This window comes from Prauserella oleivorans (assembly GCF_042685745.1).
GTDB classification, from domain to species: Bacteria; Actinomycetota; Actinomycetes; order Mycobacteriales; family Pseudonocardiaceae; genus Prauserella_A; species Prauserella_A oleivorans.
In genome coordinates, this window is the sequence record NZ_JBHUNT010000001.1 from 3,385,445 (window position 1) to 3,405,244 (window position 19,800).

19 protein-coding genes are annotated in these 19,800 nt (G+C 71.9%); 15 read left to right on the top strand and 4 right to left on the bottom strand.

Going from position 1 to position 19,800, the window contains the following annotated elements; all coding sequences use genetic code 11:
- Window positions 1-2: 2 nt before the first annotated feature.
- From ACFSZT_RS16575 to ACFSZT_RS16600, 6 genes are all read left to right on the top strand, one after another.
- The gene (locus ACFSZT_RS16575) at window positions 3-221 is read left to right on the top strand and encodes a hypothetical protein (protein ID WP_377389063.1); all 219 of its coding nucleotides are present in this window, start codon (window positions 3-5) and stop codon (window positions 219-221) included.
- Window positions 222-223: 2 nt separating this feature from the next.
- The gene (locus tag ACFSZT_RS16580; RefSeq protein ID WP_377389017.1) at window positions 224-1,036 is read left to right on the top strand and encodes a TlyA family RNA methyltransferase; all 813 of its coding nucleotides are present in this window, start codon (window positions 224-226) and stop codon (window positions 1,034-1,036) included.
- The gene (locus ACFSZT_RS16585) at window positions 1,033-1,980 is read left to right on the top strand and encodes an NAD kinase (RefSeq protein ID WP_377389015.1); all 948 of its coding nucleotides are present in this window, start codon (window positions 1,033-1,035) and stop codon (window positions 1,978-1,980) included. The genes ACFSZT_RS16580 and ACFSZT_RS16585 overlap by 4 nt, the downstream gene beginning before the upstream one ends.
- 50 nt (window positions 1,981-2,030) lie before the next feature.
- The gene (recN, locus tag ACFSZT_RS16590; RefSeq protein ID WP_377389013.1) at window positions 2,031-3,848 is read left to right on the top strand and encodes a DNA repair protein RecN; all 1,818 of its coding nucleotides are present in this window, start codon (window positions 2,031-2,033) and stop codon (window positions 3,846-3,848) included.
- 97 nt (window positions 3,849-3,945) lie between these two features.
- Complete coding sequence (gene steA / locus ACFSZT_RS16595) at window positions 3,946-5,130, top strand: putative cytokinetic ring protein SteA (protein WP_377389011.1); 1,185 nt, start codon at window positions 3,946-3,948, stop codon at window positions 5,128-5,130.
- Entirely contained in the window at window positions 5,127-6,074 is a 948-nt protein-coding gene (locus ACFSZT_RS16600) for a copper transporter (protein WP_377389009.1), read from the top strand. The genes steA and ACFSZT_RS16600 overlap by 4 nt, the downstream gene beginning before the upstream one ends.
- Before the next feature lie 58 nt (window positions 6,075-6,132).
- Here the strand turns inward: ACFSZT_RS16600 and aroA are convergent, their stop codons facing one another.
- Window positions 6,133-7,404, bottom strand: coding sequence for a 3-phosphoshikimate 1-carboxyvinyltransferase (gene aroA, locus ACFSZT_RS16605; protein ID WP_377389007.1), 1,272 nt, complete (start codon window positions 7,402-7,404; stop codon window positions 6,133-6,135).
- A gap of 84 nt (window positions 7,405-7,488) precedes the next feature.
- Between aroA and ACFSZT_RS16610 the strand changes: the two genes are divergently transcribed.
- Window positions 7,489-9,189, top strand: coding sequence for a CTP synthase (locus tag ACFSZT_RS16610; RefSeq protein ID WP_377389005.1), 1,701 nt, complete (start codon window positions 7,489-7,491; stop codon window positions 9,187-9,189).
- Entirely contained in the window at window positions 9,186-9,812 is a 627-nt protein-coding gene (locus tag ACFSZT_RS16615; RefSeq protein ID WP_377389003.1) for an NUDIX domain-containing protein, read from the top strand. Before ACFSZT_RS16610 ends, ACFSZT_RS16615 begins: the two co-directional genes overlap by 4 nt.
- Window positions 9,813-9,814: 2 nt before the next feature.
- On the opposite strand, the gene ACFSZT_RS16620 is transcribed toward ACFSZT_RS16615, so the two are convergent.
- Window positions 9,815-10,300: a DUF1707 domain-containing protein gene (locus ACFSZT_RS16620; RefSeq protein WP_377389001.1), complete on the bottom strand. Its 486-nt coding sequence runs from the start codon at window positions 10,298-10,300 to the stop codon at window positions 9,815-9,817.
- A 48-nt stretch (window positions 10,301-10,348) separates the two neighbouring features.
- Here ACFSZT_RS16620 and xerD point away from each other — a divergent pair, with 48 nt between their 5' ends.
- The 6 genes from xerD to ACFSZT_RS16650 all read left to right on the top strand — a co-directional run bounded on the left by xerD (window position 10,349) and on the right by ACFSZT_RS16650 (window position 15,495).
- A complete protein-coding gene (gene xerD / locus ACFSZT_RS16625; protein ID WP_377388999.1) occupies window positions 10,349-11,284 on the top strand; it encodes a site-specific tyrosine recombinase XerD in 936 nt (311 codons plus the stop codon).
- A 103-nt stretch (window positions 11,285-11,387) separates the two neighbouring features.
- Window positions 11,388-12,353, top strand: a complete 966-nt coding sequence (locus ACFSZT_RS16630) for a ParA family protein (RefSeq protein WP_377388997.1) — start codon at window positions 11,388-11,390, stop codon at window positions 12,351-12,353.
- Window positions 12,350-12,766, top strand: coding sequence for a cobyrinic acid a,c-diamide synthase (locus ACFSZT_RS16635; protein ID WP_377388995.1), 417 nt, complete (start codon window positions 12,350-12,352; stop codon window positions 12,764-12,766). The genes ACFSZT_RS16630 and ACFSZT_RS16635 overlap by 4 nt, the downstream gene beginning before the upstream one ends.
- Window positions 12,766-13,641, top strand: coding sequence for a segregation and condensation protein A (locus ACFSZT_RS16640; RefSeq protein ID WP_377388993.1), 876 nt, complete (start codon window positions 12,766-12,768; stop codon window positions 13,639-13,641). The genes ACFSZT_RS16635 and ACFSZT_RS16640 overlap by 1 nt, the downstream gene beginning before the upstream one ends.
- 491 nt (window positions 13,642-14,132) lie before the next feature.
- On the top strand, window positions 14,133-14,765 hold the full coding sequence (scpB, locus tag ACFSZT_RS16645) for an SMC-Scp complex subunit ScpB (RefSeq protein WP_377389059.1): 633 nt from the start codon (window positions 14,133-14,135) through the stop codon (window positions 14,763-14,765).
- Window positions 14,755-15,495, top strand: coding sequence for a pseudouridine synthase (locus ACFSZT_RS16650; RefSeq protein ID WP_377388991.1), 741 nt, complete (start codon window positions 14,755-14,757; stop codon window positions 15,493-15,495). Before scpB ends, ACFSZT_RS16650 begins: the two co-directional genes overlap by 11 nt.
- A 4-nt stretch (window positions 15,496-15,499) precedes the next feature.
- On the opposite strand, the gene ACFSZT_RS16655 is transcribed toward ACFSZT_RS16650, so the two are convergent.
- Both ACFSZT_RS16655 and ACFSZT_RS16660 read right to left on the bottom strand, forming a co-directional pair.
- Window positions 15,500-16,696: a cation:proton antiporter gene (locus ACFSZT_RS16655; protein WP_377388989.1), complete on the bottom strand. Its 1,197-nt coding sequence runs from the start codon at window positions 16,694-16,696 to the stop codon at window positions 15,500-15,502.
- Between the two features lie 2 nt (window positions 16,697-16,698).
- A complete protein-coding gene (locus ACFSZT_RS16660) occupies window positions 16,699-17,181 on the bottom strand; it encodes a cation:proton antiporter regulatory subunit (protein ID WP_377388987.1) in 483 nt (160 codons plus the stop codon).
- A gap of 145 nt (window positions 17,182-17,326) precedes the next feature.
- On the opposite strand from ACFSZT_RS16660, the gene mbhE reads away from it, so the two are divergent.
- The gene (gene mbhE, locus ACFSZT_RS16665) at window positions 17,327-19,762 is read left to right on the top strand and encodes a hydrogen gas-evolving membrane-bound hydrogenase subunit E (protein ID WP_377388985.1); all 2,436 of its coding nucleotides are present in this window, start codon (window positions 17,327-17,329) and stop codon (window positions 19,760-19,762) included.
- The last annotated feature ends 38 nt before the right edge of the window (window positions 19,763-19,800 follow it).

Here is a 19,800-nt window from a genome sequence, read left to right on the forward strand (position 1 = left end):
GCGTGCACGAACAGACGAACCCCGTACCACGGCCGGTCCCCGGGCCGCCACCCGGGATGTCGGGGCAGGCGCCGCAGGAGACCGACCCGCGTGCCGGAATCGAGGAGGCCATCGCCGGGCTCGACGAGCTCGACGACCTGCCCGTGGCCGAGCACGTCGAACGCTTCGACGCGGTGCACACCGAGCTCACCGTGGCACTGTCCAGCATCGACAAGGTCTAGCGATGCCGCGACGAGCGCGCCTGGACGCCGAGCTCGTGCGGCGGGGCCTCGCGCGGTCCCGCGAGCACGCGAGCTCGCTCATCAGCGAGGGCAAGGTGACCGTCCGGGGCATGGTCGCCCGCAAGGCCGCCACCGGGGTGGAGGCCGATGCCGCCATCGTGGTCCGTGCGGTCGACGATCCCGGCTGGGCGTCCCGGGGCGCCTACAAGCTGCTCGGCGCGCTCAAGGCGTTCGAGGCGGACGGGTTGTCGGTCCGCGGCAAACGCTGCCTGGACGCGGGCGCGTCCACCGGCGGGTTCACCGACGTCCTGCTGCGTGAGGGCGCGCGGCAGGTCGTCGCCGCCGATGTGGGGCGCGGGCTGCTCGACTGGCGGCTCCAGAGCGACGAACGCGTCGTGGTACTGGACAAGACCAACGTCCGTAACCTCACGCCCGAGAGCATCGGCGGCCAGGTCGACCTCGTCGTGGCCGACCTGTCGTTCATCTCGCTCCGGCTCGTGCTGCCCGCGCTCGCCGCGTGCGCCGCGGACGGCGCCGACCTCGTGCCGATGGTCAAGCCGCAATTCGAGGTCGGCAAGGACCGGCTCGGCAGCGGGGGCGTCGTGCGGGATCCCGAGCTGCGGGCACAGGCGGTGCTGGATGTGCTTGGCGCCGCGGCCGAACTCGGCCTGCACCCCCGCGGCGTGACGGCCAGCCCGCTGCCCGGGCCGTCGGGCAACGTCGAGTACTTCGTCTGGCTCCGGCGCACCGACGACGGACCCGCCGTCGACGTGGCCGGCCTCGTACGGACCGCAGTCCGGGAGGGACCGTCGTGACCGAGCCGTGCGACACCCGTGAAGTGCTCCTCGTCGTGCACCCGGATCGCGAGACGACCCGGGGAGCGGCGCGGGCCGTCGCGATGCGGCTCGCCGACGCCGGGATCTGGCTGCGGGTCATCGACGAGGAGGTCCGCAGGCTCATCGGCCCACCCGACGACGACCTGCCGTGCACGATCGTCGCCCCCGGAGACAATCCGGCGAAGGGCGCCGAACTGGTGCTCGTGCTCGGCGGCGACGGGACGCTGCTGCGGGCCGCCGAGCTGGCGCGCCCCGCGGGGGTGCCGGTGCTGGGCGTGAACCTGGGCCGCGTCGGCTTCCTGACCGAGGCCGACTCCGACGCGCTGGCCGACACCGTCGACCGCGTGGTGGACCGCCGGTACCGGATCGAGGAGCGCATGACGGTCGACGTCACGGTCACCCGGCGTGGACAGGTGGTCGCCGAGACGTGGGCGCTCAACGAGGCCAGCGTGGAGAAGTCCAGCCGCGAGCGCATTCTCGATGCCCTGATCGAGGTGGACGGGCGCCCCGTGTCGAGCTTCGGCTGCGACGGCGTGCTGTGCTCGACGCCCACCGGGTCGACGGCGTACGCGTTCTCGGCGGGCGGGCCCGTGGTGTGGCCGGACGTCGAGGCGCTGCTCGTGGTGCCGAGCAACGCACATGCCATGTTCTCGCGGCCGCTCGTCGTGTCCCGGGCGTCGGTGATCACCGTGCAGGTCGATCCGGACGGCTCGCCCGCGGTGCTCACCTGTGACGGGTTGCGGCACGTCGAACTCGAGCCTGGGACGCGGGTCCAGGTGGTGGCGGGCCGGGTGCCGGTGCGGCTGGCGCACCTGTGGGACGGTCCGTTCACCGACCGGCTGGTGCACAAGTTCTCGCTGCCGGTGACGAGCTGGCGCGAACGGCACGATCGCCGCGGGAGCCGCAGCTCCGACCCGTCCTGATCGCCGCGTCGTCCCCGGGACTGTCGGGGGGTGCCGCTACCGTGTGTGGCGTGCTGGCCGAGATGCGAATCCAGGGCCTCGGAGTGATCGAGGACGCCCTGCTCGAACTGCACCCGGGATTCACCGTGGTGACGGGTGAGACCGGTGCGGGCAAGACCATGGTCGTCACCGGCTTGCACCTGCTCTCCGGCGGCCGTTCCGAGGCCTCGAAGGTGCGAGCGGGTGCCGCGAAGGCCACGGTGGAGGGCCGGTTCGACAACGTCACCGGCGAGCAGGCCACGCGGATCGTGGCGGACGCCGGTGCCGACATCGACGAGGACGGCAGCCTGATCACGCTGCGGTCCGTGAGTGCCGACGGACGGTCCCGCGCGCACCTGGGCGGACGGTCGGTGCCGGTCGGCGTGCTGGCGGACCTCGCGGAGCACCTCATCGCCGTGCACGGGCAGAACGATCAGCTCCGGCTGTTGCGGCCGGCAGAGCAGCGGTCGGTGCTCGACCGGTTCGCGGGCGAGGCGGTCACCGGGCCTCTCGGCGAGTACCGGCGGGTGCGGCAGGAGTGGCTGGACGTGACCGCGGAGCTGGAGGAACGTTCCACGCGGTCCCGCGAGCTGGCCCAGCAGGCGGACATGCTGCGGCACGGCCTGACGGAGATCGAGGCGGTCGCCCCGACGCCGGGAGAGGACGCCGAGCTCACCGAGCAGGTCAAGCGCCTCGCCGCGGTCGACGAACTGCGCGAGGCGGCCTCCGCGGCGAGCGTGGCCGTGTCCGGCGCGGCCGACGGCGACCCGGATGTGCCCGGCGCGCTCGGACTCGTCGCGGAGGCGCGCAGGCGGCTTGCCGGCGCCGAGGACGCCGCGCTGCGCGACCTGGAACCACGCCTCGCCGAGGCCGCGACACTGCTCACCGACGTCGGGTCCGAGCTCGGCGCGTACCTCGAGTCGCTCGACGCCGACCCCGAACAGCTGGAACGGATCCTCGCCCGTCAGGCCGAGCTGAAGAAGCTGACCCGCAAGTACGCCGCCGATGTCGACGGCGTCCTCGCGTGGGCGGACGACGCTCGGGAACGGCTGGCCGGGATGGACACCTCCGACGAGGCGCTGGCCGCGCTCGCCGCCCGGCGGGACGAGCTGGCCGCCGAGCTGGCCCGGCACGCCGCGACGGTGTCGCGCGAGCGGCGCTCGGCCGCGACCAGGCTGGCCGGTCAGGTGACCGCCGAGCTCGCCGGCCTGGCCATGGGGCAGGCCGAGATCGAGCTGACGGTGCGGAACCGGTCCGCCGACCAGGGTGATCCGCACGCCCTGCGGGTCGGCGGCGACCTCGTGCACGCGGGACCGGACGGCGTCGACGACGTCGAGCTCATGCTCAAAGCCCACTCCGGCGCGCAGCCGCTGCCCGTGCACAAGGCCGCATCCGGCGGTGAGCTCTCCCGCGTGATGCTCGCGATCGAGGTCGTGCTCGCTCACGCCGACCCCGTGCAGACGCTCGTGTTCGACGAGGTGGACGCCGGTGTCGGTGGCCGGGCGGCCGTGGAGATCGGCAAGCGGCTCGCCACGCTCGCCCGCACCCACCAGGTCCTGGTCGTCACCCACCTGCCGCAGGTCGCCGCGTTCGCCGACCGGCATCTCGTGGTCGACAAGGGCACCGACGGCGGCATCACGCGCAGCGGTGTCACCGTGCTCGAGCAGTCGGAGCGGGTCGACGAGCTCGCCAGGATGCTCGCCGGCCTCGACGACACCGAAACGGGCCGGGCGCACGCGGAGGAATTGCTCAGCGCGGCCGAAACCTTCAAGAAGACACCCGAGAACGTGACCACCGGCGGGGCCAGAAAAGGCACGAAGAAGAGGTCGGGCGCTCGGAAGAAGAGCTGAACCTGCCCTGTGGAACTGAGCACAGCGACCCGTATTTGCGCCGGGCGGCCCGGCGCGTCGCGGGCGTTTTCGCGAGCCGATTTGTCAGTATCGGCTCATGAAACTCACCGGCCTGCTCACTCGGACCAAGGATCCGTTGCCCGGCATCAGCGGGGTCGCACGGGTCGACCGGCGCACCCGGGAGCTGCTGCGCAGGGTGGAACCCGGTGAGATCGTCATCCTCGACCACGTGGACCTCGACCGGTCGACCGCCGACGCGCTCGTGCACGCCGGCGTGGCAGCGGTCGTCAACGCGTCACCGTCCATTTCGGGCAGGTTTCCCAACCTGGGCCCGGAAATCCTTGTCGAGGCCGGGATCCCGCTGATCGACAACGTCGGCGCGGAGGTGCTCCACCGCGTCAAGGACGGCAGCAAGGTCCGGGTGCACGAGGGCGTGCTCTACGTCGGCGACCGGCAGGTCGCCTCGGGCAGTGTCCAGACGCCGGAGAGCATCGCCGACCAGATGATCGAGGCCAAGGCCGGGATGTCGACGCAGCTCGAGGCGTTCTCGGCGAACACCATCGAGTTCCTGCGCCGTGAGCGCACCCTCATCCTGGACGGGGTCGGTGTGCCCGATCTCCGCGTGCCCCTGCAGGACCGGCACGTCCTGGTGGTCGCGCCCGGCACCGGCCACGTCGAGGACGTGCGCGCGCTGAAGAAGTACATCGCCGAGCACCGGCCCGTCATCGTCGGCGTCGACTCCGCCGCCGATACCCTGCGTGAGCTGGGCTACACACCCGACATCGTGGTGGGGGACCCGAGCGGTATCGAGGCGGAGACGCTCAAGGCGAGCGGCGAGGTCGTCGTGCCCGCGCAGCCGGACGGGCACGCACCGGGCGTCGAGCGGATCCAGGACCTGGGTATCGGCGCCGTCACCTTCCCCGCGTCCGGCAACCCCGAGGACCTCGCGCTGCTGCTGGCCGACACCCACGACGCGAGTCTCGTGGTGACCGTCGGCTTCCAGGCCACGCTGCGGGAGTTTCTCGACCACGGACGTTCCGGCTCGAACCCGTCCACCTTCCTCACCAGGCTCAAGCTCGGCACCAAGCTGGTCGACGGCAAGGCCGTGGCGACCCTGCACCGCAGTCGCGTGTCGATTGGCGCGGTGGTGCTGCTCGTGCTCGCCGCGCTCGTGGTGGTGGCCGCGGCGCTGCTCGTGTCCGACGTCGGCGGCGTCTACCTCGACTGGCTGCGCGACACCTGGAATTCCTTCACAAGCTGGGTCAAGGGGCTCTTCGCGTGATCTCTCTGCGGTACCACATCGTCTCGATCGCGGCGGCTTTCCTGGCGCTCGCGGTGGGGGTCGTGCTGGGGTCGACCGCGCTGAACGGCTCGCTGCTGTCCGGTCTCTCGGACGAGAAGGGCGAACTCGCCAGGCAGGTCAGCGACCTCGAGGCCGAGCGCAACGCGCTCAACGCGCGCCTCGCCGACGCCGACGCCTTCGCCGGGTCGGTCGGCGGCAAGGTCGTGGCGGGGGCGCTCGACCAGCGGTCCGTGGTGTTCGTGACCACGCCGGATGCCAGCCCCGCCGACCGCGACGCGCTGAAGGGCCTCGTCGAGCAGGCGGGCGGCTCGGTGACGGGTGAGGTACAGCTGACCGAGTCGTTCACCGATCCGGCCAAGTCCGATCAGCTGCGGGAGATCGTCACCCGCCTCCAGCCCGCGGGCGCGCAGTTCCCGACCGCGGGCGACCCCGGGACACTCGCCGGTGCGCTGCTCGGCTCGGTGCTGCTGCTGGACAAGGACTCGGCGCGGCCGCAGTCGTCGGGGGCCGAGCTGGCCGCCGCGATGGCGGGACTCACCGACGGCGGATTCGTCCGGCCCGGCCAGGACGTCCGGCCGGCGCAGCTCGCCGTGGTGCTCGCGGGCGGCAAGGCCGAGGGTGACGGAGCCGGTGACCGCGCCGCGACCCTGGCGCGCTTCTCCGCCCAGTTCGACCGCTCCGGCGCGGGCGTCGTGCTCGCCGGGCGGCCCGCGTCGGCGGAGGGCCGCGGGCCGATCGGGGTGGCGCGTGCCGACACGTCGGCCACCTCGGTGCTGTCCACTGTGGACAATGTCGACACGCAGGCGGGCCGGATCGTCACGGTCCTCGCGCTCCGGGAGCAGCTCGAGGGCGCCGCGGGCCGGTACGGCGTCGCCGGCAACGCCCAGGGCCCCGCACCCGGCGTGAACCAGGACGGCCGCTGAGCCCGGCCCGGCACGACCGTGGCGAGCCCGCCCCAGCCACCACGCGGTGCCGGCTGACTCAGCCGGCCAGCATCCGCTGCCAGGCGTCGACGAACCCGGGGAACGTCTTGCCGACGGTCGCCGGGTTCTCCACCTCGATGCCCGGCACACGCAGGCCGAGTACGGCGCCGGCCATGACGAGCCGGTGGTCGTCGTAGGTGTGGAAGACGCCGCCGCCCAGCGGTACCGGCCGGATCCGCAGCCCGTCCTCGGTCTCGGTGACATCGCCGCCCAGCGCGGTGAGCTCGGTGGCGAGCGCTGCGAGCCGGTCGGTCTCGTGCCCCCGCAGGTGCGCGACGCCGGAGATCCGGGAGGGGCCGTCGGCGAAGCACAGCAGCGCGGCGACGACCGGGGTCAGCTCGCCCACCTCGTGCAGGTCCAGGGTGGCGCCGGGCAGCCTGCCGGTGCCCGTGACACGCAGCCCGTCGTCGTCGAGGCTGACCTCCGCGCCGAGCTCGCGGACGAGGCTGCGCAGCCAGTCGCCCGGCTGCGTCGTCTCGCGTGGCCAGCCGGCAATGCGCACGGAACCGCCGGCCAGGAGCGGCGCCACCACGAACGGCGCCGCCGTCGACAGGTCCGGTTCCACGGTGTAGTGATCCAGCGAGAGGGTCGCGGGTGGGACGTGGAACTCCCGCCGGTTCCGCTCGGGGGCGGCGCCGAAACGGCGCAGCATGTCGAGCGTCATCGCGATGTGCGGCTCGCTCGGCACCGTGCCCACCAGCCGCACCGTCACCCCGACGGTGAACGCGGGTGCGGCGAGCAGCAACGCGGACAGGAACTGGCTCGATGCCGACGAGTCCAGCTCGATCTCGCCGCCCGCCAGGCCGCCCCTGCCGCGCACGGTGAACGGAGGGGCGCCGCGCCCGCCGTCGTCGATGTCGGCACCGAGTTCGCGCAACGCCGTGAGCAGCGGCGAGAGTGGCCTGCGCCGGATGGCCGGGTCGCCGTCGAAGTGGACGGTGCGGGAGCCGAGCGCCGCCAGCGGCGGGGTGAACCGTGCGACGGTGCCCGCGTTGCCGAGGGTGATCGCTGCCTCTCCGTCACCGTCGGTCAGTGGCTGGACACGCACACCGTCCGCGGTGTGCTCCGACGACGCTCCGAGTGCGGCGAGCGCTCCCAGCATGAGCCGGGCGTCGCGGGAGTCCAGCGGTTCACGCACGAGGGTCGGGCCCGCCGACAGCGCGGCGAGCACGTAGGCGCGATTGGTGATCGACTTCGAGCCCGGAACGCGGACCGTGGCGTCGAGCTTGTCCGCGGCTACCGGCGCTGTCCAGGAGTTTTCGGCGGGCACGGCACCACTGTCGCACAGGGTCCGCCTCGCGGTGGTGCCGAGGCGGCGGCGAAACCCGGGCAAAGTGAGATAAGGTGGAAGCCCGTGGGACTTCAGCCGCGGACAACCAAGTACGTCTTTGTCACCGGAGGCGTCGCCTCCTCGCTGGGCAAGGGGCTCACCGCCTCCAGCCTGGGCCAGCTCCTCACCGCTCGTGGGCTCCGCGTCACGATGCAGAAGCTGGACCCGTATCTCAATGTCGACCCCGGCACGATGAACCCGTTCCAGCACGGCGAGGTCTTCGTCACCGAGGACGGCGCCGAAACCGATTTGGACATCGGCCACTACGAACGCTTCCTCGACCGGGACCTCACCGGCCGGGCCAATGTGACCACCGGCCAGGTGTACTCCTCGGTCATCGCCAAGGAACGGCGCGGCGAGTACCTCGGTGACACCGTGCAGGTCATCCCGCACATCACCGACGAGATCAAGTCGCGCATCATGGCGGTCGCCGACGGCGACGGCAGCGGCCAGCGTCCCGACGTCGTCCTCACCGAGGTCGGCGGCACCGTCGGCGACATCGAGTCGCTGCCGTTCCTCGAGGCGTGCCGCCAGGTACGGCACGACGTCGGCCGCGACAACTGTTTCTTCCTGCACGTCTCGCTCGTGCCCTACCTCGCGCCGTCCGGCGAGTTGAAGACCAAGCCCACCCAGCACTCCGTCGCGGCCCTGCGCAACATCGGTATCCAGCCCGACGCGCTGGTCTGCCGCGCCGACCGGGAGCTGTCCGAGGACCTCAAGCGCAAGATCGGCCTGATGTGCGACGTGGACACCGAGGCCGTCATCGCCTGCCCGGACGCGCCGTCCATCTACGACATCCCGAAGGTGCTGCACTCCGAAGCGCTCGACGCCTACGTCGTGCGCAGGCTCGGCCTGCCGTTCCGCGACGTCGACTGGACGGTGTGGGGGGACCTGCTCGACCGGGTACACAACCCGAGCGAGACCGTGCGGATCGCGCTGGTGGGCAAGTACATCGACCTGCCGGACGCTTATCTCTCGGTGACCGAGGCGCTCCGGGCGGGAGGCTTCGCCCACCGGGCCAAGGTGGAGATCGTCTGGGTGCAGTCGGACGACGCGACGACTCCCGCCGGTGCGGCCGCGGCGCTGTCCGATGTGGACGGCATTCTCATCCCGGGCGGCTTCGGGGTCCGCGGCATCGAGGGCAAGATCGGGGCGATCAACTTCGCGCGCACGCGCAAGATCCCGGTGCTGGGTCTGTGCCTCGGCCTGCAGTGCATGGTGATCGAGGCGGCCCGGCATCTCGCCGGCATCACCGACGCGAACTCGGCGGAGTTCGACGAGACCACCTCCCACCCGGTGATCTCGACGATGGCCGACCAGAAGGACGTCGTCGCGGGCGAGAAGGACATGGGCGGCACCATGCGCCTCGGCGCGTACCCGGCGACGCTGCTGCCCGGCTCTCAGGTGGCCGAGGCCTACGGCGCGACCGACATCTCCGAGCGGCACCGGCACCGCTACGAGGTGAACAACGCCTACCGCAAGCAGCTGTCGGAGGCCGGGCTCGTGTTCTCCGGCACCTCGCCCGACGGCCGGCTCGTCGAATTCGTCGAGCTGCCCAAGGACGTCCACCCGTTCTTCGTGGGCACCCAGGCGCATCCGGAGCTCAAGAGCAGGCCGACGCGGCCGCACCCGCTCTTCGACGCCTTCGTCCGGGCCGCGGTGGAGTACCACACGGCTGGCCGGCTCCCCGTGGAGCTGCCCGAGACGCCGGTGGCCGCGCGATGAGCGAGCCCGGGACACACGAGTTCACCGTGGTGTCCTCCCGGGACATCCACATCGGACGCGTCGTGGGCCTGCGGATCGACGAGCTCGTGATGCCCGGCGGTGGCACCGCCCGGCGCGAGGTGGTGGAGCACCTCGGCGCCGTGGCGGTGTGCGCGGTGGACGACGACGGCGCGGTCACGCTCATCCACCAGTATCGGCACCCGGTGCGGGACCGGCTGTGGGAGCTGCCCGCCGGCCTGCTCGACAAGGACGGCGAGGACCCGCTCGACACGGCGGCGCGGGAACTGGTCGAGGAGGCCGGGCTCGCCGCGCGGCGCTGGGACACGCTTGTCGACGTGGCCGCCTCGCCCGGCTTCACGGACGAGGTCGTGCGCGTCTATCTGGCCCGCGAGCTCACCGAGGTCGACCGGGACGTGCACGGCGAGGAGGAAGCCGACCTCGTCATCACGAAGGTGCCACTCGCGGAGGCGGTCGGCATGGCTCTGTCGGGCGAGATCGTCAACGGTGCGACCGTGAGCGGGATCCTCGCCGCGCACGCCGTGCTGGCCGACGGGCTCGCCGCCCGCGATCCGCACGCGCCCTGGCGTCACCGCCCGACCACGTTCGCCGCGCGGCTGCGCTGATCTCAGTCCCGCAGCCGTCGGCCGCGGCCGTCCTCGCCGCCGTTGACCAGCAGCAGGATGCCGTCGATGAAGGGCCAGATCGCACCCATGCCGAACGTGAACAGGGTGACGAGCAGCTGCGCGAGTGCCAGGCCCTTCTGCCCGGTGTAGAACCGGCCGACGCCGAACGGCAGGACGATCTGCAGGACACCGGCGACGATGCGCGAGCGATCCGACGTTCCCCGGTCGGCGCTGGGCGCGAGCGACGTCGGATACCGGTACGGTTCCAACGGCGGGGGCCGCAGGAACGCGGGCTCGGGCGCGGGAAGGTCGGCGAAGAGCGGGCGGATGTCGGCCCGTGTCTGTGCGGCCAGCGCGGCGGACACCCGCTCGTCGTACTCGGAGGTCGTCAGCCGCCCCTCGGCGAAGTGATCGGCGAGCAGCCGAGTGGCCTCCTCGCGCTCGGCAGTGCCGATGCGCAGCCGCTCGGGGTCCGGGTCACTCGTCATATCCCCACGTTACCGGGGAAACTGCGCCGATCGGTCTACAGTGTCCGCGTGGCACGTGCGCGCGGCAGATCGGTGGACCAGGTCGTGGCCGCCTACCTCGACCACCTGACGGTGGAGCGGGGGACCTCGCACAACACCCTCGACAGCTACGCCCGCGACCTCCGCCGGTACGCCGCACACCTGCAAGCCCACGGTGTCACCGACATCGGCGCCGTCGAGCCCGGCCACGTCACCGCGTTCGGCGTGGCCCTGCGCGAGGGCGACGCCGACCACCGGCCGCTGGCGGCGTCGTCGGCCGCGCGGGCCCTGGTCGCGGTGCGTGGGCTGCACCGCTTCGCCCACGCCGACGGCATCACCGAGCACGACCCGGCACGCGACGTCCACCCGCCCGCCCCGGCGCGGCGGCTGCCCAAGGCGCTGCCCGTGGACGACGTGCTCCGGCTGCTCGGCACCCCGCCCCCGGACGGCGAGCGCGCGCTGCGGGACCGCGCGCTGCTCGAACTGCTGTACTCCACCGGCGCGCGGATCTCGGAGGCGGTCGGCCTCGACGTCGACGACATCGACGCCGAGGAGCGGACCGTCCTGCTCGACGGCAAGGGCGGCAGACAGCGGCTCGTTCCGGTCGGGCGGCCCGCGCTCGAGGCCCTCGACGCCTACCTGGTGCGGGCGCGGCCGGTGCTGGCCAAGCGAGGCCGGGGCGGGCCCGCGGTGTTCCTCAACGCCCGGGGTGGCCGGCTGTCCCGGCAGAGCGCGTGGCAGGTGCTGAAGACGGCGGCGGCCCGGGCCGGGATCACCGCCAGCGTGTCGCCGCACACGCTGCGGCACTCGTTCGCCACGCATCTCATCGAAGGCGGCGCCGATGTCCGTGTGGTGCAGGAGCTGCTGGGCCACGCCTCGGTCACGACCACCCAGGTTTACACTTTGATCACGGTGAACACTCTGCGTGAGGTGTACGCGACAGCGCATCCCCGGGCCCTCGGCTGAGCAGCCGAAAGTACTCCGATCGCGCCCGGCGAGCCGAATTGCTGGTGCTTGACGTGCCCGAATAGGCTGACGCCGTCCGTGGCCGAGGAGGAGCTTTCGCCCTATGTCGACTTCCGAGCACCCGACACGGCGCGTTCCGGACAGCCTCGACGGGGTGAGCATCGCGACCGAGACCGGCGGCGAGAGTGGGGAGTACGACGTGACCGCGGCGGAGGAGATGAACGGCGACGACACCCAGGTCAAGCTCGGTCCGACCGGTCGTCCGCTCCGCGTCATCCCCGAACCCCCGCTCGTCGACAAGCACGGCCCGGCGCGGGTGCTCGCGATGTGCAACCAGAAGGGCGGCGTGGGCAAGACCACCTCGACGATCAACCTCGGCGCGGCCTTGGCGGAGTACGGCAGGCGGGTGCTGCTGGTGGACTTCGACCCGCAGGGCGCCCTGTCGGTGGGGCTCGGCGTGCAACCCCACGAGCTGGACCAGACCGTCTACAACGTGATCATGGAACGCTCGGTGGACATCGACGGCGTGATCCGCGCTACGAAGGTCGACAACGTCGATCTCCTGCCGAGCAACATCGACCTCTCGGCCGCCGAGGTGCAGCTGGTCGCCGAGGTCGGCCGGGAACACACGTTACTGAGGGTGCTGCGTCCGGTGATGGAGCGCTACGACTATGTTCTAGTCGACTGCCAGCCGTCACTGGGACTGCTCACCGTCAACGCGCTCACCGCGGCCGACGGCGTGATCATCCCGCTGGAGTGCGAGTTCTTCAGTCTGCGTGGCGTGGCGTTGCTGATAGACACCATCGAGAAGGTGCGCGAGCGGCTCAACCCCAAACTGGATATCACCGGGATTCTCGCCACCATGTTCGATCCGAGAACCCTGCATTCGAAGGAGGTCATGGCCCGCGTGGTGGAGGCATTCGGGGACACCGTGTTCGACACGGTGATCAACCGCACCGTGCGTTTCCCTGAGACCACTGTGGCCGGCGAGCCGATCACTCGCTGGGCTCCGCGGTCGGCCGGCGCGGCGGCGTACCGCCAGCTGGCGCGCGAGGTGATCGCTCGGTGACCAGGCGAGCGTCCTTGCCAGGCGCCTCGGAACTGTTCCGCCGCACAAGCAATCCCGTGTTCGGCGAGGGCGCCTCGGCCCCGGCTCCCGCCACCAACGGCGACGGCGACACCACCTCCGGCGAGGCGAAGCCGGAACGCCGCCTCGCCCGCACGAGCCCCACACGCCGCGGCTCCGGCAGGCAGAAGCACGACGCCAAGATCACGGTGTACGTCTCGGGCGACGAGCTGCTCGCGATGGAACAGGCCCGGCTGACCCTGCGAGCGGCGCACGACCTCGCGGTCGACCGGGGCCGCATCGTGCGGGAGGCCGTGGCGGTGTTGCTCGCCGACTTCGAACAGCACGGCGAGGACTCGGTGCTCGTGGCCCGCTTGCGCGAAGGCCAGCTCGACAGCCAGGAAGCCCCGAACTGATGGATGAAGGGGCACCGCCCCAGCCCGACCCCGCGCCCGCCGCTCAGCCCGAACCCGGCCCGGAGGGGTCGGCACCGCGTTTCCGGGTGCGGCTGGCGAACTTCGAGGGACCGTTCGACCTCCTGCTGCAACTCATCTCCCAGCACCAGCTCGACGTCACCGAGGTCGCGCTGCACCAGGTCACCGACGACTTCATCGCCTACACGCGGGCGCTGGGCCCGGAGTGGGACCTCGACGAGACCACCGAGTTCCTCGTCGTCGCCGCGACGCTGCTCGACCTGAAAGCCGCGCGGCTGCTGCCGTCCGGCGACGTCGAGGACGAGGACGACCTGGCGCTGCTGGAGGCGCGTGACCTGCTGTTCGCGCGGGTGCTGCAGTACCGGGCGTACAAGCAGGTCGCCGCGCTCTTCGCCGAGCTGGAGGCGGGCGCGCTACGGCGGTATCCGCGCTCGGTGACGCTCGAGGAGCGTTATCTCGGGTTGCTGCCCGAGGTGATGCTCGGGGTGACGCCGGAGAAGTTCGCCGACATCGCACTCGAGGTGTTCCGGCCGAAGCCGCCGCCGACGGTGTCGCTGGACCACCTGCACATGGCGAAGGTGTCGGTGCGCGAGCACGCGGCCATCCTGCGCGTCCGGCTGGCCGAGACCGGCCGCGCGACGTTCGGCGAGCTCGTGGCCGACTGCGAGCACACCATCGAGGTCGTCGCGCGATTCCTGGCTCTGCTCGAGCTGTACCGGGAAGCGGTGGTGAACTTCGAGCAGGCCGAGGCGCTCGCGGAGCTGCACGTGCGGTGGACCGGCGGATCGGTGGAGGAGGCCGCCGCGCAGGCGGAGGCCGAGCGCGCCACGGATACGGAGGACGAGGAGTACGGGTGAGCGAGCCACACACCGACAGCGGCACGGGGGCGCCGGGACCCGCCGAGGAACCGGCGGCGGGACACGGGCACGTCGAGCAGGCCGCGACCGGGCACGACGGGGGCACGGGCGGCGAGCCGGCGACGCCGGCTGCCGATGCGACGGTCACCGGCGGGCGGGAGGCCGGTGCCGACACGGCGGCCGTGGACGCGGAGCCGGTGCCGACCGCGGAGCCGGATGCATCCGGCCGCGCCGGGGTCGCCGAGGACGCTGTGCGGCCACGGCACAGGGAGGACACCGGACAGCCCGAGGCCCTCGAGGGGGCCGCTGCTGCCTCGCCGGGTGAGTCCTCGCCCGGCGAAACCGCATCGGATGCCGTGCCGGCGCAGCCAGCCCACACCGGATCCGCCGCGGGCACTCCGGAGGCGGTCGACCTGGACGCCCCGGACACCGACCCGGCCGACACCCGGACCGACACCCGGACCGACACCGACACCGACACTGGCGACGACATCGACATCGAGCTCGAAGCCAACGACACCGATACCGCGGACACCGACACCGATCTCGTCTCCGTCGCCCAGGACCGCACGCTGCCCGACCTCAGCGGCTACGAGGCGCTGCAGTCGGCGCTCGAGGCGTTGCTGCTCGTGGTCGATGCGCCGGTGAACGAGGAAGCCCTCGCCGGTGCCCTCGAACAGCCCGTCGACCGGGTCACCGAGACGCTCCGCTCGATGGCCGAGGACTACACCGACCGCGGCAGCGGCATCGATCTGCGCCGGGTCGCGGACGGCTGGCGGTTCTACACCCGGGACACCTACGCGCCGTTCGTGGAGAAGCTGCTCCTCGACGGCCAGCGGTCGAAGCTCACCCGTGCCGCGCTGGAGACCCTCGCCGTGATCGCCTACCGGCAGCCCGTGACACGCTCGCGGGTCGCGGCGGTCCGCGGGGTGAACGTCGACGGTGTCATCCGCACCCTCGTGGCGCGCGGACTCATCGAGGAGAGCGGCACGGACCCCGAGACCGGTGGCACGCTGTACGTGACGACGGAGTTGTTCCTGGAGCGGCTGGGCCTGTCGTCGCTCAACGACCTGCCGCCCATCGCCCCCCTGTTGCCCGAGGTGGATTCGATCGATGACATCTAGCCGTCCCGAAGGTGTGCGCCTGCAGAAGGTGCTCGCGCAGGCAGGCGTCGCGTCCCGCCGTGCGTCCGAGGACCTCATCGCGCAGGGGCGGGTCAGCGTCGACGGGGAGGTGGTGCGCGAGCTCGGCCGCCGAGTCGACCCGGACAGCGCCGTCATCCACGTCGACGGCCTGCGGGTCATCGTGCGCGACGACCAGGTCTACCTCGCCCTGAACAAGCCGAAGGGCGTGCACAGCACGATGTCGGACGAGCAGGGCAGGCCGTGCGTCGGCGACTACGTGCGCGACCGGCGAGAGCGGCTCTTCCACGTCGGCCGGCTCGACGCCGACACCGAAGGCCTGTTGCTGCTCACCAACGACGGCGATCTGGCGCACCGGCTGATGCACCCCTCATACCACGTGCCGAAGACGTATCTGGCCGAAGTGGACGGCAGTGTGCCGCGTGGGCTGGGCAAGCGGCTGCGGGAGGGTGTGGAGCTCGAGGACGGGCCGGTGCGCGTGGACGAGTTCCGCGTCAAGGACGTCCGGCCCGGGCGCACCCTCGTCGAGGTCGTGCTCCACGAGGGCCGCAAGCACATCGTCCGGCGGTTGCTCGCGGAGGTCGGTCACCCGGTGCGCAAGCTGGTCCGCACCGCCGTGGGCCAGGTTCAGCTCGGTCAGTCGAAACCGGGAACCCTGCGGAAGTTGACCCGTCAGGAGGTCGGCTCGCTGTATCGCGCCGTCGGGATGTAGCCCGTCAGGGCGCGCCGCCCGCGGTGCTCGGCGCACCGGCGGTACGCCGCACCACCAGCCGTGCCACCGGTTCGACGACCCGTGCCGCGATCGGCCCGAGAACGGCCATCAGCAGCACGTAGGCGGTGGCCAGTGCGGCGAGCTCACCGGTTGCGGCGCCGGCGCTCACGGCGAGGCCGGCGATGACGATCGAGAACTCGCCCCGCGCCACCAGTTCCGCTCCGGCACGGGCGCGGCCGAGCTTGCCGATGCCGGAGCGGCGAGCGGCCCACCAGCCGGTGGCGACCTTCGTGAGCGTCGTGACGACCGCGAGCACCACCGCCCACGCCAGGACCGGCGGGATCGAGGCCGGGTCGGTGTTCAGGCCGAACACCACGAAGAACACGGCGGCGAAGAGGTCACGCAGCGGCTCGAGCAGCCGGGTGGCGTTCTCGGCCGTCGAGCCGGAGATCGCGATCCCGAGCAGGAACGCGCCGACGGCGGCGGACACCTGCATCGCCGAGGCGAGCCCGGCGACGAGCAGTGCCGCGCCGAACACCTTGAGCAGGAACACCTCGCGGTCGTCGCTGTCCACGAGGGCCGACACGTAGCGGCCGTAGCGCAGCGCCACCACCAGGACCAGGGAGATCACCAGCAGCGAGATGCCGACCGCCTGCAGGCCACCGAGGAGGCTGACGCCGCCGAGCAGGGCGGTGAGTGTGGGCAGGTAGAGCGCCATCGCGAGGTCCTCGAACACCAGGATCGACAGCACCACCGGGGTCTCGCGGTTGCCGAGCCTGCCCAGGTCGCCGAGGACCTTCGCGATGATGCCCGACGAGGAGATGTAGGTGACGCCCGCGAGCACGAACGCGCCGATCGGCCCCCACCCGAGCAGCAGCGCGACGATGGCGCCGGGTGCCGCGTTCAGCACGATGTCGAGCAGGCCGGCCATCCACGAGCGCTTGAGCCCGGTGACGAGCTCGGCAGCCGAGTACTCCAGGCCGAGCAGCAACAGCAGCAGCACGACGCCGATCTCGCTGGCGAGCTGGGTGAACTCGCCGATGTCGGCCAGCGGGATCACCCCGCCCTTGCCGAAGAACAAGCCGCCGATGAGATACAGCGGGATCGGGGACAATCCGACGCGGCCGGCCAACCTGCCGAGCGCGCCGAGCACGAAGAAGACCGCGCCGAGCTCGATCAGTTCCAGTGCGGTGTGATCCACGGTCAGCCGTGCTGGAGGATCTTGGCGGTGGCGTCCAGTCCCTCGGAGGTACCGACGGCCACGAGCAGGTCGCCTGCGGTGAAGGTGAAGTCGGGGCTGGGGGAGGGGTGCACCTGTCCGGCCCGCATCACGGCGACCACGGAGACACCGGTGCGGCTACGGATCGCGGTGTCGGCGAGCGTCCGGCCGTCGAACGGCGATCCGCTCTTGATCGGCAGCTGCTTGGTGCTGATGCCCGGGAGTTCGCGGTGCTCCTCGGTGAGCTGCGCCACCAGCTGCGGGGCGCCGAGGAGGTTGGCGAGTGCGCCGGCCTCGTCGGCGGTGAGGGGGAGCGAGGCGACGCACGCGTCGGGATCGTCGGACTTCGACACGATCAGTTCGATCTTGCCGTCCCGGTGCGTGACGACTCCCACCCGCCGGCCGTTGTCGAGCGCGAAGTCCTTACGGACGCCGATTCCCGGCAGGGGAGTTACTTCGACGTTCACATACCCAGCCTAACCCCGTCCGCGCCGCCGTCCGGGCTCAGGGTCGTTCGTCCGAAGTGTCCATTTCGGCCGGTCGTGTGGCCAGGTCAGCGGGTCCGTAGGATCGCCCTTGTCGACGGGTTTCGGGGGAGGACGGTGAGGCCGAGTGCTGACGGCGATCGCGGCACACTTCGTGCTGGCGGCGGTCCTTCCGCTGATGGCACGACGGTTCGGCCGCGTGGCCTTCGTCGTCGGCGCCGTCGCCCCGGCCGCGACACTCGGCTACGCCCTGTCGCTGTGGGACAGCGCGCTGACCCAGCCGCACACCGAGACGTTCGCCTGGGCGCCGGGCATCGGGCTGCAGTTCACCGCCCGCTTCGACGAGCTGGCGTTGCTGATGATCCTGCTCGTCAGCGGCATCGGCGCGGTGGTGCTGTGTTACTACGCCTACTACGCCAAACCCGGTGACCACCGCGCGGCGGGGAGGGACTCCGCGCTGCTGGTGCTCTTCGCCGGGTCGATGCTCGGGCTGGTGCTCTCCGACGACGTCATCTCCCTGTACGTTTTCTGGGAGCTCACCACCGTGTGCTCCTTCCTCCTCGTCGGCGGGGACGGCGTGGCCAGGCGCCTGCGCAAAGCCGCGACGCAGGCGCTGCTCGTGACGACCTTCGGCGGCCTCGCCATGCTGCTCGGGCTCATCCTGCTCGCCACGGCCGCGGGCACCCTGCGCATCTCCGAGATCCTCGCCGACCCGCCGGGCGGGACCGCGGTCGCCGCCGCGCTCCTGCTGATCCTGCTCGGCGCGTTCACGAAGTCGGCCCAGGTGCCGTTCCACCCCTGGCTTCCGCTGGCGATGGTCGCGCCCACGCCCGTCAGCGCCTACCTGCACGCGGCGGCGATGGTGAAGGCGGGTGTGTACCTGGTGGCGCGGTTCGCGCCCGGGTTCGCCGACAACCCCGTGTGGTGGGTGCCGATCGTCGTCATCGGCCTGTGGACGATGCTGCTCGGCGGCTTCCGCGCCATGCGCCAGCACGACCTCAAGACCCTGCTCGCCTACGGCACCATCAGCCAGCTCGGGTTCCTCATGGTGCTGGTCGGCGCGGGCACCTGGATGTCGGCGCTTGCCGACGTCACGCTGATCCTCGCGCACGGCCTGTTCAAGTCGGCCCTGTTCCTCACCGTCGGCATCGTCGACAAACGCACCGGGACGCGGGACATCCGGGAGCTCTCCGGACTCGGCAGACGGTGGCGCCCGCTCGCGGTGTTCGCGACGTTCGCCGTGCTCTCGATGGCGGGGATCCCGCCGCTGCTCGGGTTCGTCGGCAAGGAGGCGGCGCTCGAGGCGCTGCTGCGCGGCACGCCGAAGGACCTGGTGCTGCTGATCGGCGTGGCGTTCGGGTCGATGTTCACCGTGGCCTACAGCCTCCGGTTCCTCCGGGGTGCGTTCGGCACCAAGCCCGATGTGGCCACGACGCCGGCGAAACCGTGCGGGCTGGGCATGACCGCGCTCGTCGCGGTCCCCGCCACCGCCGGGCTGCTGTTCGCGTTCGTGCCGGGTCTTCTCGAGCCGATCCTGGCCGGGTACGCCGACCACTACGGCCCCGACCCGGGTTACCACCTGAGCCTGTGGCACGGCGTGACGACCGCGCTCGTGCTGAGCGTGCTCATCATCGCGGCCGGGTATGCCCTGTACCGGGCCGCACCACTGCGCAGGCTCGCCGGCTGGGTGCCTCCCGGTCTGCAGGCGCAGACCTGGTATCGCGGGTCGGTGGAGGGACTCGACCGCGTATCGCAGGCCGTCACCGGCCGGCTCCAGGTCGGTTCGCTGCCGACCTACCTCGGCGTCATCCTGGTGACGATGGTGCTGGGGCCCGGACTGGCCCTGCTCGCGGGCGAGGTCGAGTTCCGCGACCTGCGCTGGTACGACAGCAGGCTCCAGGTGCCGCTGGCGGTGCTGGTGCTGGCGGCGGCCGGTACCGCGCTGCTCGCCCGGCGTCGGCTGACCGCGGTGCTGCTCACCGGTGTCGTCGGATACGGCATCGGGGCGCTGTTCGTGGTCGACGGCGGCGCCGACCTCGCGCTCGCCCAGTTCCTCGTCGAGACCCTCACGCTCGTGGTGTTCGTCTTCGTCATCCGGCGGTTCCCGCCCCGCTTCGACGACCGCTCCCGCCTGTGGCGCGGCCGCTGGGTGAAGGCCGCGATCGCGGCGGTCGGCGGCACGTTCGTCGCGGTGCTGGCGGTGCTCTACTCCGGGTACACCGAGGGCATGCCCGAGGCGAGCCGCGCCTACCTCGAGCGGGCCGAGGAGGACACCGGGGCCAGCAACGTCGTCAACGCGATCATCGTCGACTTCCGGGCCTTCGACACGATCGGGGAGATCACGGTCCTCGCCGTCGCGGCGACCGGCGCGGCGAGCCTGATCCTCGCGCGGTCCCGGCAACGGCCCTCCGGCAGCGGGCCGGACGGGGCCGGGCCGACGGACCGGGGCGAGGACGGTGCCGAGCCGGCCGAGGCCGACCAGCCGCGCATTCCCGCGCCGGACGAGGAGCAGGCAGGCGAACCCACCGGGCAGGCAGGCCCGGCGTCGGAGGTGAAACCGTGACCACCCGGCCCGAGCGCGACCCCAGGCCCGTGGCGTGG

What these genes read in the sequence shown, in the direction of transcription:
- ACFSZT_RS16620 (WP_377389001.1), bottom strand. Translation starts at nt 10,300, where the DNA reads ATGACGAGTGACCCGGACCCCGAGCGGCTGCGCATCGGCACTGCCGAG.
- ACFSZT_RS16640 (WP_377388993.1), top strand. Translation starts at nt 12,766, where the DNA reads ATGGATGAAGGGGCACCGCCCCAGCCCGACCCCGCGCCCGCCGCTCAG.
- ACFSZT_RS16650 (WP_377388991.1), top strand. Translation starts at nt 14,755, where the DNA reads ATGACATCTAGCCGTCCCGAAGGTGTGCGCCTGCAGAAGGTGCTCGCG.
- steA (WP_377389011.1), top strand. Translation starts at nt 3,946, where the DNA reads ATGAAACTCACCGGCCTGCTCACTCGGACCAAGGATCCGTTGCCCGGC.
- ACFSZT_RS16630 (WP_377388997.1), top strand. Translation starts at nt 11,388, where the DNA reads ATGTCGACTTCCGAGCACCCGACACGGCGCGTTCCGGACAGCCTCGAC.
- ACFSZT_RS16615 (WP_377389003.1), top strand. Translation starts at nt 9,186, where the DNA reads ATGAGCGAGCCCGGGACACACGAGTTCACCGTGGTGTCCTCCCGGGAC.
- ACFSZT_RS16580 (WP_377389017.1), top strand. Translation starts at nt 224, where the DNA reads ATGCCGCGACGAGCGCGCCTGGACGCCGAGCTCGTGCGGCGGGGCCTC.